General features: G+C 36.4%; 13 protein-coding genes. 5 read left to right on the forward strand and 8 right to left on the reverse strand.

Features of this window, described 5'->3' with window-relative positions; translation table 11 throughout:
• Positions 1-18: 18 nt before the first annotated feature.
• From IT6_RS00865 to IT6_RS00875, 3 genes are all read right to left on the reverse strand, one after another.
• Positions 19-618 (reverse strand): hypothetical protein, encoded by a 600-nt coding sequence (locus IT6_RS00865; RefSeq protein ID WP_206826897.1) that lies wholly within the window; start codon positions 616-618, stop codon positions 19-21.
• Positions 619-850: 232 nt separating this feature from the next.
• Positions 851-1,579, reverse strand: a complete 729-nt coding sequence (locus IT6_RS00870) for a hypothetical protein (RefSeq protein WP_242524257.1) — start codon at positions 1,577-1,579, stop codon at positions 851-853.
• The gene (locus tag IT6_RS00875; protein ID WP_206826905.1) at positions 1,576-2,925 is read right to left on the reverse strand and encodes a hypothetical protein; all 1,350 of its coding nucleotides are present in this window, start codon (positions 2,923-2,925) and stop codon (positions 1,576-1,578) included. Before IT6_RS00875 ends, IT6_RS00870 begins: the two co-directional genes overlap by 4 nt.
• Positions 2,926-3,268: 343 nt before the next feature.
• On the opposite strand from IT6_RS00875, the gene IT6_RS00880 reads away from it, so the two are divergent.
• Both IT6_RS00880 and IT6_RS00885 read left to right on the forward strand, forming a co-directional pair.
• Positions 3,269-4,003, forward strand: coding sequence for a sigma-70 family RNA polymerase sigma factor (locus IT6_RS00880; protein ID WP_206826907.1), 735 nt, complete (start codon positions 3,269-3,271; stop codon positions 4,001-4,003).
• Positions 4,000-5,604, forward strand: a complete 1,605-nt coding sequence (locus IT6_RS00885; RefSeq protein ID WP_242524258.1) for a ParB/RepB/Spo0J family partition protein — start codon at positions 4,000-4,002, stop codon at positions 5,602-5,604. Before IT6_RS00880 ends, IT6_RS00885 begins: the two co-directional genes overlap by 4 nt.
• On the opposite strand, the gene IT6_RS00890 is transcribed toward IT6_RS00885, so the two are convergent.
• Genes IT6_RS00890 through IT6_RS00905 form a run of 4 tightly spaced genes read right to left on the reverse strand, consistent with a single transcriptional unit; the run spans position 5,598 to position 9,451 of the window.
• Complete coding sequence (locus IT6_RS00890) at positions 5,598-6,464, reverse strand: hypothetical protein (RefSeq protein WP_134440845.1); 867 nt, start codon at positions 6,462-6,464, stop codon at positions 5,598-5,600. The two genes, IT6_RS00885 and IT6_RS00890, sit on opposite strands and share 7 nt — an antisense overlap.
• A gap of 34 nt (positions 6,465-6,498) precedes the next feature.
• Positions 6,499-7,704, reverse strand: coding sequence for a TrbI/VirB10 family protein (locus IT6_RS00895; RefSeq protein ID WP_206826909.1), 1,206 nt, complete (start codon positions 7,702-7,704; stop codon positions 6,499-6,501).
• A complete protein-coding gene (locus IT6_RS00900; protein ID WP_206826911.1) occupies positions 7,701-8,672 on the reverse strand; it encodes a hypothetical protein in 972 nt (323 codons plus the stop codon). The genes IT6_RS00895 and IT6_RS00900 overlap by 4 nt, the downstream gene beginning before the upstream one ends.
• Positions 8,669-9,451, reverse strand: a complete 783-nt coding sequence (locus IT6_RS00905; RefSeq protein WP_134440842.1) for a hypothetical protein — start codon at positions 9,449-9,451, stop codon at positions 8,669-8,671. Before IT6_RS00905 ends, IT6_RS00900 begins: the two co-directional genes overlap by 4 nt.
• A gap of 32 nt (positions 9,452-9,483) precedes the next feature.
• On the opposite strand from IT6_RS00905, the gene IT6_RS00910 reads away from it, so the two are divergent.
• Genes IT6_RS00910 through IT6_RS00920 form a run of 3 tightly spaced genes read left to right on the forward strand, consistent with a single transcriptional unit; the run spans position 9,484 to position 13,286 of the window.
• The gene (locus IT6_RS00910) at positions 9,484-11,574 is read left to right on the forward strand and encodes a GspE/PulE family protein (protein ID WP_206826912.1); all 2,091 of its coding nucleotides are present in this window, start codon (positions 9,484-9,486) and stop codon (positions 11,572-11,574) included.
• 44 nt (positions 11,575-11,618) lie between these two features.
• Positions 11,619-12,539, forward strand: coding sequence for a hypothetical protein (locus IT6_RS00915; protein ID WP_206826915.1), 921 nt, complete (start codon positions 11,619-11,621; stop codon positions 12,537-12,539).
• 27 nt (positions 12,540-12,566) lie between these two features.
• On the forward strand, positions 12,567-13,286 hold the full coding sequence (locus IT6_RS00920) for a hypothetical protein (protein WP_206826917.1): 720 nt from the start codon (positions 12,567-12,569) through the stop codon (positions 13,284-13,286).
• A 15-nt stretch (positions 13,287-13,301) separates the two neighbouring features.
• Here IT6_RS00920 and IT6_RS00925 read toward each other — a convergent pair whose 3' ends face one another.
• Positions 13,302-13,889, reverse strand: a complete 588-nt coding sequence (locus tag IT6_RS00925; RefSeq protein WP_134440838.1) for a hypothetical protein — start codon at positions 13,887-13,889, stop codon at positions 13,302-13,304.
• Positions 13,890-13,908 lie beyond the last annotated feature (19 nt).

Consider the following 13,908-nt stretch of genomic DNA (forward strand, 5'->3'; position numbering starts at 1 on the left):
TCCAATAAATTCGTTTTTTTATTTAAAATTGATGAGGATTTTCTCCGAGAATGCTGTTGAATCTTTATTTTCTTTAGGCTCGGCTCTCTGCAGAAGGATAAGAATATCAGGCCATTCAAATTGATATAATTTTTTTGAAAGAGGATCTAGCCTATATCTTAAGAAGGATTTAAAGGGAGAATATACATTCCTTAACTCATGCAAGGGACTTGAAGCTTCCCAACTTCCTTCAGCTGTCCAGATTTCTTCTTTTTGGGACTCCCTATCTTGAATTTCTATCCAGATGGGTGATCCGATAGGAATAATTTCTTCATTATTCACACGAAAAAGACTCAATGTTTGGCAAAGGCTCAATTTTTGTTTTTTTTCATATTCAGGTAGGATTTCTCCCGTAATGACTGAAGCTTGAAGAAAAAGATGTCCAAATTTGTTTTTGTCTATCCAGACAGGTAATGGATCGCTAATCTGTCTATCGGGCCCAATCCAATGGACGGTAGCAACCCATTTTTCTGTGCTAAAAGAGTAGCTTTTTTCAATGATTTCGGTTGTTAAAGAGGGGTCAATTTTTTGTAATAAATCCTCTTTGGCTTCAGCATCTTTTGGCTTTTGTTGATCCACATCCTTTAATGTTTTTTTTGCTGAATCAGTCGTTTTTTTTTAAAAAAATTCAAAAAATTATCCCCCTTCCCCAAATAATCGGGTATTTCTTTTGCTTCTAAAGGAAAGGAAAAAAAGACAAATAAGACTAATAAGCGGGAACCGATTAAATAATATCTCATTTATTCTCCCGAATTATTTATTGTAAAATTAATATTTTCTTTTCTAAAAATATTTAAAATGAAAAAATAACTTACCTTGGTAAAGGGTATTCTTCTTGATCGGTTTGATTTCGCGCCATTGGTGGCATGTTTATTTTTTGATCTTGTTCCATAGGGGTTGAAAAATCTGAAGAAAAGGATTTAGCCTGGTTATTTGTATTCATCAAGTTTTGCAATACATTTATATTTTGTAGTAAAGCCGATTGTCGCCGAGAAAGGGCAGCAATTTCTTCTTCATATATCCTTTTTTGTTGTTCTCCATTAGAGGTCACTATAAAAAGTTTTCCATCTTTAGATTCAACATTAAACATTCCACAGTTTCTTAAAGGGATAATTAGATCAGCAGCGGTGATTCCCTTAGGTTCTATCGTAATAACTAAACTACCTCCTATTTCTCGGGCTATTTTTTTAAGTTCCATCAGTTCTTTGATTCGAAAATCTAAAATAATAGGTTGAGTTATCTCATTATTTGATGGAAAAGGACCAGTATTTGAATCCTTTTGTGCCTCTACTTTGTTCTGCTTTTGTTGATCTTCTTTTGTTGCTTTATTTGGTTCAAGTTCGACTTCATTTTTCTTTATTGTTCGATTTTCTTTGGTTGTACTTCCTTCAGCATTAATAGGGGAATGAACGCTGCCTGTTTTTAAAGGAACTAATGGATCTAACTCTTCACCAGCAAATAAACTCCAGGGGAAAAAACAAAGCAATAGTATAACCCATAGATTGTAAACTGTGCACAGTCCTTTGAATTCTTTCTTCATTTTTTTCCTTCTGTCTTTTCAATAAAATAGGTCATATCTTCTTTTTTTTCTGTTTTTAAAAAAGAGCGTCTTGATTCTTGTATTTTATTTAGGGTTAGTCCAAGAATGATACGTATTTTTTTAAACGATCGAATAGCAACTATTGGCGCATTTTTTATCTTTTGAATAGATCTTAACATTCCCCAGAAGGGAACGAATATTCCAATAAGAAGCAAGATAGTGATACTAAAAGTCATTAAACCATAAAATCCTGCTTCCCAAGACAATTGCCAAAATCCTAAAAAAACAAGCCTGAAGGGAGCGGGCAAGAAGTCTAAAAAAGAAAAAAGAAGATAAGTTTTGCTTAAGGCCCTATGGATATCGTGGCTTGAGGAATGGAACAGATTAAAGTAAATCGATCTATCCTCAAAGATTGCACCATAAAGAGTGGTTAAAAAAATAAAACACAAATAAGAAAGAATCGACCAGCTCAGCATAGGAATATTGGCCCCTAGAAGGAAATGAAAAGATTTCCCTAAAAGTCGTAAAGATGGTTTATAAGGCAATAGTAGGGCAAAACAACAAAACAACAAAAGAGATAAATGAAAAAGACATTCTTCAATAAAGTTGAGAACAACGGAAAACAAAAAATATAGGAAAAGAGAAAGCTGAGAAAATAGGGTAGAAACAAAAAAAAGAAAATGAAAGATCCCCTTCCCTGTTAAAATGATCAAAGTAAGCAGTAAATGTTTTATTTTTTCAGGAGGATAATCATAAGGAATTATTTTTCTTATATTTTCTCGAATTTGAGATTCAAGATCTTCATAGCTATGATTAAAGTTTTTGCCAATAACTTGGCTTTTAGCTTGGCTATATTCGATAGATAATTTAGACCTTCCCGTTCCCCCTGATTCATAAAGCCAGCTATCCCACCATTCCCGAGGATATTTTCCCTGAGGCTGAACAGTCCCGATTTTAAGTTGATTAATAAAATCCAGTAACCCTTTGGAGATTGTACCTTGGGTAGGATCAAAGACTTTTTTATATGTACCAGAGATAATTATCCCAAGAACTAGAATACAAAGTATATAATCAATAATAAAGAGTTTAAGATTTTTTCTTTTTATTATCCCCATTCCTAATGAAGCAAAATGTAAGGCAATAAAAAGAGGCAAGGATTTGTAAAATAGAATAATCCCATATCTATCTAAAGATGAAAAAATCTCAGCGATTTTGTGTTCTCCCCTTTCGGTCAGAGAAATATTGATCTGATGAGAATCATTTCGAAGATTTTCTGCTTTGGTAGCCGAAAGAAAAACAAAAGGAAAAAATACGAATACTAGGAAAGATGATCGCAATACTTTCATATATAAGGAGGTGAGACGATTTCTTTTTAAAAAAACAAAAATAAAATAAAAAACATTATTTATAATTTTAGGGATAATATTAACATAATGTTATAAATATGTTACGATAATGTTACATTTGTATTACATTATTAATTTATTCTTGCCGATCATTATCGTCTTTTTAAAATAAATTTTTGAACCCCCTTAAACTTATGATGACTCCTCAATCCTTACCTATTTTAGAGTCTTCTAAAAAAAATCTTGAATATGAAAAAAGTTCAAAGACGAGCTGCCGATTATTCTATTGGCGAAATCAGCCAATAAGGAAGCCTTGGAATGGTTGGCTAGAAACTCTTTATCCATGAGACAACAGGTGGCTCGCTATTATTTGCCCTATCTACCAGATCAATGGCCAGATGCAGAAAATGTAGGATGGATCGGTATTCTTGACGCTTTAGAAAAATGGAAAGAAAAGATGCAAATTCGATTTTTTGATTATGCCATTTATCATGTGAAAAATAGGGTGCGCAATTATGCTAATTCCTGTCGAACAACGGTTCGTAGACCAAATTCTGCTTATAGGGAATATAGAAAAATTGAAAAATATTTAGAACAAGGACTAACTCTAGAAGAAATCGCAAATCTCCATGGATATTCTACACATCATCTAGAAAAAATCCTTCAAGTTTACACTGCGGATATAAGTCTACATTTTACTTCATTAGATGAACCAGAAAACTGTCCTCTGGATTTTATTGTTTATCCTGAAAATGATGAAGATTTCTTGGAAAAGGAAGAAAGACTACGAAAGCTATATATTGCATTGTCTCATCTTGATGAAATATCCAGAAAAGTTGTATTATACTTCTTTGGCATAGAAGAGGAATTAGGAGCCCAAAAAAAATCTACTGCTTGGATCGCGCATAAACTTGGAATTTCTCGAAAAAAAGTTGTTCAGCTTTTAGAAGATTCTTTGAAGCAACTAAAAAGAGATTTTTTCTTATTGGAGACTTTTAATATCCAACATCCTCTCCCCATAGGTTTATCTACCTCGGTGATTCAGATAGATTGGGCACAAGAGATAGAAGACGAATGATGAAAAGCATAGATAAGAAGAAAAAACCTCTTCTAAAACAGGATTCCAAATTTTCTTTGATTCCTGTTGATCAGATTGTTTTATCTCAGGATAACCCTAGAAAGCATTTTCAAGAAGAGCAGATCGAAGAACTGGCTGTAAGTATTGAAGAAATTGGGCTTATTCATCCAATCCTTGTAAGACCAGCGGCTAACAATACCTATGAGATCATTTCAGGAGAAAGGAGATGGAGGGCCTGTAAGAAATTAAAGAAACCCTTTATCGAGTGCTTCATTCATCCAATGGATGATAAAATGGCACTACAAGTAAGAATTGTCGAAAACATTCAACGACAAAATCTTAATCCCATAGAGGAAGCCCAAGGTTATAAAAAACTATTGGATGGTGGAATGAGTATTGCGGAATTATCTTCGGTTATTGGGAAAGGGCGCGACTACATTAGTCGAATGGTGATGTTATTATCTCTTCCGGAAGCCGCGAAGGAAGCCATTATTACTGGAAAAATGGCTAAAAGGACAGGATGGTATATTGCTCGGATTCCAGTTCCTAAACTTAGAGCTATCGTTGCCTCTGAAGCTATTGCCAAAAATTTAACAGTAACTCAAGTGGCTCAAATTGTTCTTGAAAATTATCTTTTGGATTTAAGAAAAGCTACTTTTTCTATTTCAGTGCCAGATCTTGTTCCTGGAGTACCTAGCTGTTTGGACTGTTCTAAAAGAACGGGAAATTCAAAAGATCTATTTGATGATATAAAAGATGAAATGATTTGCACTGATCCAGAATGTTTTGCTCAAAAAAGAGAGGCTGACTGGCGCCGTCAATGCTTGCTTGCTCACACTGAAAATAAAGAGATACTTAATGATGAAGAATCCTTTAAGCATTTTGTTCCAGGAACATCTAGACTTAGAACTGATTCTCAATTTGTCGATATTGATGATGTGTGTGAGTGGGATAAAAAAGAGAGAAAGTGGTCATCTCTGTTAGCAGAAGAACTTAAGCCCATGAATGGAAGAGCTCTTTTGCGGATGTACCTAGCGAGAAGTCCCATGGGGACCATCCATTCTTTTGTTAAAAAAGAAGAAGCTCTTCTAGCCTTGAGAAGACATGGCATTACCTTTGCCAATAATGCTATCAAGGAATGGACAGAAAAGGAGAATGCTCGAAAAGAAAGAAAAAAGAAGGAAGAGTTTTTAAATCTCAGTTGTTATTCTCTTTTGCAAAAAGTCTGTGAGAAGGCAAAAAAAGACAAGATGTGGAGTTTCTATAACATAATGCTTTGCTTAGCTCTTCGTGTTGTCCCAAGGGAGGTTTCAACTTTTGTCTTTCAAAGACATCATTATAAATTGGGGACAGAAGAAGAATCCATGCAAATCATTGAAAAAATTGAAGAAAAAGAATCTATGGCTATTCTATTGGATCTCTTTTTTTCAACAGATTTATATTTAAGCAGCTATACGGATCTTCCTCCTTTACTAGTCCGAGTGTGTAAAATCTTGGATATCGATGTTTCAAAGGTTGTTGAAGAGATTAATTCCATAAACATGTCGGATAAGTCGATCCTTTTTCCTTATAAAAAAAGAAAGTCCTTAAAGGTTTATTGAGGAACTGAAATTACCACTATATCTTGATCGGGGGGTGCAGTTTTTTCTAGGACATGCCCATTATACAAAACTTTTACTTTTCGATTAGGTAAAAATTCGACGATGACATATCCACCCCTAGGAGTTTTTACAACAAAATTTTGTCCTGGTTTGCCGAGGGGAACTTCAATTGTCGTTGAAGAGGAATATTTCTTTGGCTGCCCTAGACTATTCGCTTTTTTAGCTGATGGTTCTTCTTCTCCAACTGTGATAAAAGAGGATGACTTTGATTCATTATGGGATGAGCTAAAGACAGCGGTTTCCATGTCTGGATCTCCAACCACTATAGAAGGAAAACTAACAAGACTATTTTTTTTGCTTTGCGACTTTTTTTCTAAAGCATTGATTAATGCGGATTCTTTTAATTGCGGAGGTGGAAGGGAATCGACCAGTGTTGTTTCTATCTTTTCGAGTCTATTTCTCATGTTAACCAAGTCAATTTCTACCCCCTTGTCTTTGGTTGAGGGATTCTCTTCATTAGGAGTTGGGACAACCATTTGACCATTATCTGCTCGGATATAGGGTTTTCCTGAAAGTTCGGCTTCTTCAAGGCTCGCCCAATGCCCTGGATCAATAACTGTTCCTACATAGTGACCTCCGATCCATTGGCCAGTCTTTGGATCAACCCTCGCTTTAGTCCATCCCGTATTGATAACGGGAAGAATGTAGGCGGGTTTGCCTTTATCGTAAACATCGTAGGGTTTGGTATAATCATAGCTATTTTGAATTAAAGCGGGATCGATTGGTAGGTTGGCTTTTTTTTGTGAAACGCATCCAAGAAGAAAGATCAATGAAAAAACATAATGAAAAATTTTTTTCATGGCTTCTATATATATTTTGTTCCTTTATAAACAGTTATCTCCCGTAATCCGCTTTTGAAATATCCATGTAGCTTTTCAAAAAAACTCTAAATCTCGTTCCTGCAGGGACAAAAACATAAGGTTTGTATTGGTCAATGTCCTGTGCAAGAATGTTCATGATTTGTTGCAGAGCATTGGTTCCCCCATACATGCCTCCTAACATCAATGCTTGTTTGGGTCCACTGGTAGTTGGCTGTCCATAAAGACCCCATGGTGTCAACCCGTAAGGAGACATATAGTAATTGAAGGATTGATATTCCATGGCATAAAGAAATGCCTGTCCTAAAGCGGCTAAAACCGGACCCAGAAGTTGTTTCCCATATTCACTCACCCTATATCCTTTTATTCCTTCCGTTCCGTCCGTATGGAGAGCTACTCCTTGAATAGGTAGGGAACGACCGTCTTTAAAAATAATTTTATTAATATGAACCATCATTCTATCTCTGAGAGCTGAACCTCCTGCTGATGTTCCAATCAATCGATCTCCAGGTTCCAATAAACGATTTCCTTGAAAATAAAAAGGTAACCATACCGCTCCTACGACATCTACATCGGTATTGGAGCTGAACGCAGAATTAACTAATGCAGCTTCGATCATTTCTCCTTGAGGTGCAAAGGCATTAATATCAATATTAGCTGAAGAAATATCCGAATGGCCTATTTCTTGAGTACCTGTAACTTCAACCGCTGAAAGTGAAAGATTGCGAAAAGGGTACCGTTTCCTTGCCCATTTGATAATTACGGGCTGATCAGAAGACTCTGATTCTTTAGCCAGAGCCTTTTGATCCACTAAGCCTCGAGGAACTGGGGCAATGCGATTAGGAGGTTGTTGTTCAATAATTCCAAGAGTTTCTCTTCCCTTTGATTGAGGAGGAGCTTTAATTTGAGTTGGGGGTAAAATGGGTTCTGAACTATTTTCCTTAGAGAGTATAACTTCTTTGGGAACTGCTGCTTTAATGGGAGATTTATCACCTTTTTGGACAATGACCGTTGTATTTTTATCTGTACCCTGGTCCTTTTTTTTTTGTTTCTTTGAGTAAACTTGGGAAACTTGACCTCTAAAATAAAGGTTCCTTGCTCTGCCAACTACTCCAGACATCATTTTTGTCGCAAGGCCGATAGGATTGACAAAATAAAGGATCATGAAGATGAAAGGAATAGAGATGAATAAGATAATTTTATTTTTTAAAAATCTCTTCATTTTCTAGTTTCTTTCCAGATAAGGGAAAAGGATTGATCAGGAGAAAAAGGAGGATTAGAAATAATTAAAAAACCACTTGTAATCTCGGCTGGAGATAAAACAACTTTGTTTAACGACACATAATCTGGTATGAAACGGCTCTGACCAATGGCTACTCTTAAAGTCGATTCATCTAACCGGACTTTGTAAGGATAAATATTTTTCCATGCAAAAGAAATGGCCAAGGGTCCGGAAGAAAATCTATAAATATAATAATAATCGAATCCAGTAAGTTTTGACCTTTTAAATATAGCCATTCTTTTGATATCCATGGGCTTGATGGATCCTTCTCGAACTAAAAGATCATAATTGGCTATAATTTGAGCGATACTACCTACAGCAGAGATATCTCCATCGTTTTCCGCTGAAAAAGAAGCCAGTTGAACAGAAAAATTAGATCCATTTTTACTAAAAGGGGCTACTCGAATGAGACTGACAGCCTTTTTAAAATCTGACTCTACAAAAATATGGTAAAGGCGGGTGCGATTTCCTTGGAAAAAAACTAAAAGTGAAGTATCACCCGTTGTATCCAAGGATCTGAGAATGAGTTTTGTTCCCTGTTTAGAAATATGAATTAATTTTCCATCTCCAAGTTCCCATCCCAGGATCGGTTCGGAAAATTCAATAGCTAAAGGATATCCTGGTGCAGTCCTAAGAATTTCGACTTGGCCGTCTTCTTGATGGATCAGTCTTACTTTTTCTTGTAGAAATTCAACGAGCTCATCATCGGTGAGCTCTTCAGCCCTTTTTCCGTTAATGATGACCGGAGGAGCATCTTCTTCGGTAATTTGAACGTTTGAATTTTGGTTTGTGGAACCACTTTGAAAAGAGGAGTTAAGAGGGTTTCGTGAATCTAAGGGATCGATCTGTTGACTATTGATAATGAAAGGAAAACCAAAAAGAAAAAAAACAGCTAACTTTCTTTTCATTTTTTACTAGGCCCTTTTTTTGTAGTTGATTGAAATTCTTTTTTTAATGTATCAACCGAATCCCCTATTGGAATTGTATATGACCAGATCTTTTCAGCTTCGACTCCTTGATATTCTTCTACTCCTTCAAGAATAAGACCTAAGGGATTCAGAGGTGTATTACGACCTTCTGAAATGTAAAAGAGATTAACAACCGATTCGCTTGTTACATCGGGCATTCCGTTTAGAATTCTGTAACGAGCTCGATCACATTTTGCTGCAACAATTAAATATTTAGGAAGTTTTGGAGAGTGATAGCGACGTACCTCCCTTAGATTCCATACTATTCTTTCTCCACTAGCCGCATTCATTGCTAAGGGGATATAAACTTCTTTAAACGCTGCAACAACTCTAGGAGAAACTCGATCTGCAACGGTAGATAGTGTGTACGATCCAGGACTCACTTCATAAAGAGCTTTCCCTATTTGGTGGAGAAAAGAAAAAATCATGTCTTCTCTTAACTTGAACATTTCTGTTTTTGGCCATATGACATAACCGGGAAGGTCAACAATCATACGTGTGGGTTCATGAATCTTATAATAAAGGGTGCAGGCTAAAAAAATGAGAACCAGACTTTGGAAGAAGCAAAGAAGCAACAACCAACTATTAACAACGGCTATGTCTTCTTTCCATTCCCAGACCGTTCTTAAAAAAGTGGGTAGCCTAATCTTTTGACTTTTATAAAATACATCCCTTACCCTTTCGGGAGGGTTAACCTCGTGAGGGTTTTTAAAATTCATAAAATTTCGGACCATTTATTTAATAGAAAGTCATGGATAGAAATTTTTTTTATGCGCCAACGAATACAGAGATATATCGGAAAATTAGAAAGGAGCAGGATCAATTAGAGGCATTTCTTCTTAAAGAACGGCTTATCGTTGCTGAAACTCTAAAAGAATGGAAAAAATTAGATTCATTCTTTGATCTCGAAAAAATGTTGCTTCGAAATGCCTCACTTTTTCCATGGGAGAGATGGGCTGAGTCCTTTAATCGTTCTAATGGCTGGCCTCCTCTTTATCCGATGGATAGGGATCATCCCCTTCCCTCTACTGCTTTTGGTTCTTTGGGGAAAAAACTTGAGCAAGATTTTAATGCGATCATTTTGTGGAATAACCCTTTTCATGTGATAGGCATCCTTAATCCTTTTCGTTTAAAAGAGCTTGAAATTTATGCTGCAACTCATTTTGCCGATAAACCGCGTATTTTTTATTTATTGGCTCCTATTGATCTAGCAAATATGGTCCTAAAGAGAGAGAGGGGTATTGAAGGTTTTCCTGATTGGGAGCAGGAAGATAAGGAAGGATGGTTGAGGTTGTTAAGGCTGGAAAGTTCTTTTTATCCAAAAGTTGCAGATATTCTTGAGCAGATTCTATTTGGAGTAGATCCTAAAATAGTTGTACCTGAAGGAGCAATCCAATCTTGTGCAATCATAGAGGACTTTGAAAATGCTTATTTATGGAGAAAATCTCATACTTGGTCATGGGTTGTAACCCCTGAAGCCTTTAATTCAAAGCTTGAAGATAGACTGATTGAGACTTTAAAAACTAAAATCCAACTGGTTATCTGTTCTCCACGATATTTCCAAAAGTTATCAGAAAGAGTGGAAAGAAATAAAAAAGTCAGCGGGATAACTTCGGCTGATCCTCTTCATGTTAGAGAATGGCCACAGGTTGATCTCCACCAATTTAATCAATCTGGCATATCCCTATATTACGCCATTTTAGATAGTGCCATCAATATGGGTGCAAGTGATATTTCCTTAGAACCTAAAGCGGAAAAGGTCCGTGTCCGGTTTCGTATTGATGGCGATTATTATGAGCAAGCTCCCTTAAGCAGGCTTCAATACCAGATTCTTTTGGACAGGATAAAACTATTTGGAAATATGGCTGCTGATCAAAAGGGTATTTTTCAAGATGGGAGTAGCCATTACATCTATAAAGGAACACGTTATGATCAGCGCTATAGTATTGTTGTGGGTCAAGGAATGGAGGAATTTACAGCCATTCGGATTTTTTCTTCTCGAATTCCTATTCTGGATGATCTGAATTTAGCTCCACTTGAGTATTCTTTTCTTTTATGGTTTCTCCAGAATGGTCAAGGAATGTTTGTTTCAACTGGTCCAACAGGAAGTGGCAAAACGACAACTCTTTATGCAATGCTAAACCATATAAGTTCTCCGAGAAAAAAAATAATTACAATAGAGAATCCTGTGGAAAAACATTTCCCTGAAGCTTTGCAGATTGAAGTGCGCGAAAAAGCAGGGATTACTTTTGCCTCAGCTCTTCGAGGAATTGTGAGACAAGACCCAGATGTTATAATGATAGGTGAAATACGGGATAGAGAAAGTGCTCAAATCGCCGTTGATTCAGCTTTAACGGGACATCTTGTCTTTACCTCTATCCATGCTACTGATCCTGTCGGGGTAATGGAAAGAATGGTTCAGAGTTTTGGAATTGACCGGCTTGCTGTTTCTTATGCTTTGAAACTTGTTATTTCTCAAAGACTTGTTTCAAAATTGTGTCCTTATTGCAAAAAATTAAGAAATGCCACGGCAGAAGATCTAAGGTTTTTCCCTCACTGTGCGATTGCAGAACCTTGTATTGCCGAATCCCCTGGTTGTCAAGCTTGTAGAGGAACAGGAACTGCAGGTAGAATGCCGATACTTGAGCTTCTTCCATTTGATAGTGAGATCATTTCACTCATCGAAAAGGGGGCTAGTCCCAACAAACTGCGTGCTCACAATGAAAGTAGAGGTTTTAAACCACTGTCCATCCAAGCCGCAGAACTTTTTTTTACAGGGACAATATCCAAAGAGGAAGCTCTTCTGCTTCTATCCTCTCGTTCTTACGCTTCTCTTTTTTAAAATTTTTTTAGTTTCTTTTTTATCTTTCAACCTACTTCATAAATATGAACAATCCACAGGTTCATCTTGAAGCTACACAAGGCATGCCATCTTCTCTTTTAATGGCTCATTTTATTAGTCCAAATTTCCATAACCTGAATCTGGCCGAATCTTCTGCTCTTTCGTTCCAGCTACCTCCCTTTAAAAGAATTTCAAAGGCTTTACCGTTAATCTTGGGGTTGGGTGCAGCCGGTTATGGTGTTTACGCTCTTTTATCAAAGTTTCGATCAAAAGAACCTCATGAAGTTCGAGATGAAATTCAAAAAGAACCCATTCATTTTTTATCCCTTGATAAAGAAGATTCCAATAAGAAAGGGCTAATCCTTCCCACAAGCAATGAAGCAGAAAGACAGCGGTTAAAAGCAATACAAAAAGCTCAACAAAATGAACTTAGCGAAAAGCCTGAGCCTTTTGTTTTACGTGGGCTTAAGACAATGACTCGGTTAGGAGGCTCAAACTATGCAGGTCTTTTGGGAGCGGAGATTGCTGGTCCAAATCTCTACGCATCGATGCAATCCTTAACCCAAGGAAAGTTTGGAGATGCTCTGATTAATTTAAGTGAGGCGGCCTTAAAAGGCGGGGTAGCTGTAGGGCTTGGAAAAATCGGTGAAAATGTAGGTCAACATGTTATGGGAGGTATTCCTTTAGTTGGAAAACCAATTGGGGGATGGATTGGATGGGTAGTGGGTTCATCTATTGGTGAAAGAGTTGGAAGGAACATTGAAAAATTTTTAGATCAATTCAAAGCGCCTCCTGAAAGCATAAATAATCTAAAGAAATCTGAATCTTTTTTTACCAAAATTCAAAATTTTAAGAATGAAGAAGCCCCCTTTTTATATTTGCCTGAAAAGAGTCAACCTCATTTTTCTTCCTGTTCTATGCCTGTTCAATCCTACTATAAAGAAGGAGAGGAAAAAATTCGATAAAACTTCTTAATTAAAAAGGAGTAGAAAATGAATGAACAAAAACGGATCGAATTAATGGCTCATCGTGGAAACGAAGAAAAACCTACAGCTCAAGTCCAATCCCTGCAACATGTCCCCATAACTTTATCTCCTTCAGGAGATATGACTTCATCCAATAACAAAAATGCACACGGAATTCATTTAGATGAAAAAGAAAAATTATCTTCTACTCAATCCCCAGAAAGCGTTGAACCTTTAAATGCGCTGGGAATGTCGGATTTAAAAGCTATAGGAGAGACTAAAACTATTGCTCGTGAAAGGTTAAATGAAGCCATGAGCTCTACACCAGAGCAGCAAAAAGAGATTAGAGAAAATCTAAAATTCTTTTTGGAGAGAAATCAACAAAGGTTAATGACCAGAGATTTCAAAAGCTTGGGAGAAAAAGCAGAAAAACTTTCGGAGGAGCGATGCAGCTTTTGCTATTCTAACTCTAATCTAACTCCCAATAAAAACACTGAAATAAGCATAGAACAACAAAAAAAAGAAACTTTACCTTCTTATTGGAATTCACCCGAGATAGGCAAAGGACCTTTGATTCAGGGGGAATTTTGGCAAAAAGCCTATGAAAGCAGGGAGAGATTGAAAGAGATTGAGAGAGAACATAAAGAAGCTCCTCTTTTCAAAGCTGAAGGCTTAAGCCCTAATTATAATTATAATTCTTTAATTCCAGAGCTTGATCAACAGAAGACTCATCAGAAAGTTCGGTAAGAATAGATCAAAAACTTAACCCTTGTTTGATATCAGTTCATAAAAGGCACGTGTTTTTTTAATTTCTTTTCGGAGATAAGTATTCGCCTTTTTTAAACGATCTATAACTTGACGTTTGGTCAGTCCTAAGTAATACCCAATTGAAACATTGTTTAGGAACTCACCTTCAAACGATTTATTTTGAAAAGTTCCTAGAGCGCATATTCCTAAACAATTAAAAGGGCAGTCCCTGTTCTCAAGAACCATCCTCTTATTTTTACAACCTTTTACATACTGACAGAGAGAAACAGGTTGCAGATTACTCTCGGAGAAGGTCTTAGACCTTAAAGAAGGAAATAAAACTAGAAGGTCTTCAAAATAAATTTCGAGTAGTTTTTTAGGCCAACTCTGAGGATGAACCATTAAGTTTAGCCATTTTCCTTCTAAAAATATTGATTCAATGGCATGAGAATTGGGATGAGACTCATAAGTTAATAGTGTTTCAGGGATAGCAGGCAGAATTTTATGGAACTTGGCTATAGTTTTTTCCCAAAGGATTTTCTGGATAACCTCTCCAGTCTGATAGTTAGAATTGTGCGATAAGAATGAATTTAACTCGTTCATGTTTTTTCTGTCTATTTCT

It is taken from the genome of Methylacidiphilum caldifontis, from assembly GCF_017310505.1.
GTDB lineage: Bacteria > Verrucomicrobiota > Verrucomicrobiia > Methylacidiphilales > Methylacidiphilaceae > Methylacidiphilum > Methylacidiphilum caldifontis.

Bases quoted from the DNA above. Each gene is read 5' to 3' on its own strand.
- IT6_RS00875 (WP_206826905.1), bottom strand. From the start codon at position 2,925: ATGAAAGTATTGCGATCATCTTTCCTAGTATTCGTATTTTTTCCTTTT.
- IT6_RS00915 (WP_206826915.1), top strand. From the start codon at position 11,619: ATGAACAATCCACAGGTTCATCTTGAAGCTACACAAGGCATGCCATCT.
- IT6_RS00885 (WP_242524258.1), top strand. From the start codon at position 4,000: ATGATGAAAAGCATAGATAAGAAGAAAAAACCTCTTCTAAAACAGGAT.
- IT6_RS00925 (WP_134440838.1), bottom strand. From the start codon at position 13,889: ATGAACGAGTTAAATTCATTCTTATCGCACAATTCTAACTATCAGACT.
- IT6_RS00910 (WP_206826912.1), top strand. From the start codon at position 9,484: ATGGATAGAAATTTTTTTTATGCGCCAACGAATACAGAGATATATCGG.
- IT6_RS00895 (WP_206826909.1), bottom strand. From the start codon at position 7,704: ATGAAGAGATTTTTAAAAAATAAAATTATCTTATTCATCTCTATTCCT.
- IT6_RS00920 (WP_206826917.1), top strand. From the start codon at position 12,567: ATGAATGAACAAAAACGGATCGAATTAATGGCTCATCGTGGAAACGAA.
- IT6_RS00870 (WP_242524257.1), bottom strand. From the start codon at position 1,579: ATGAAGAAAGAATTCAAAGGACTGTGCACAGTTTACAATCTATGGGTT.
- IT6_RS00880 (WP_206826907.1), top strand. From the start codon at position 3,269: ATGAGACAACAGGTGGCTCGCTATTATTTGCCCTATCTACCAGATCAA.
- IT6_RS00890 (WP_134440845.1), bottom strand. From the start codon at position 6,464: ATGAAAAAAATTTTTCATTATGTTTTTTCATTGATCTTTCTTCTTGGA.
- IT6_RS00905 (WP_134440842.1), bottom strand. From the start codon at position 9,451: ATGAATTTTAAAAACCCTCACGAGGTTAACCCTCCCGAAAGGGTAAGG.
- IT6_RS00900 (WP_206826911.1), bottom strand. From the start codon at position 8,672: ATGAAAAGAAAGTTAGCTGTTTTTTTTCTTTTTGGTTTTCCTTTCATT.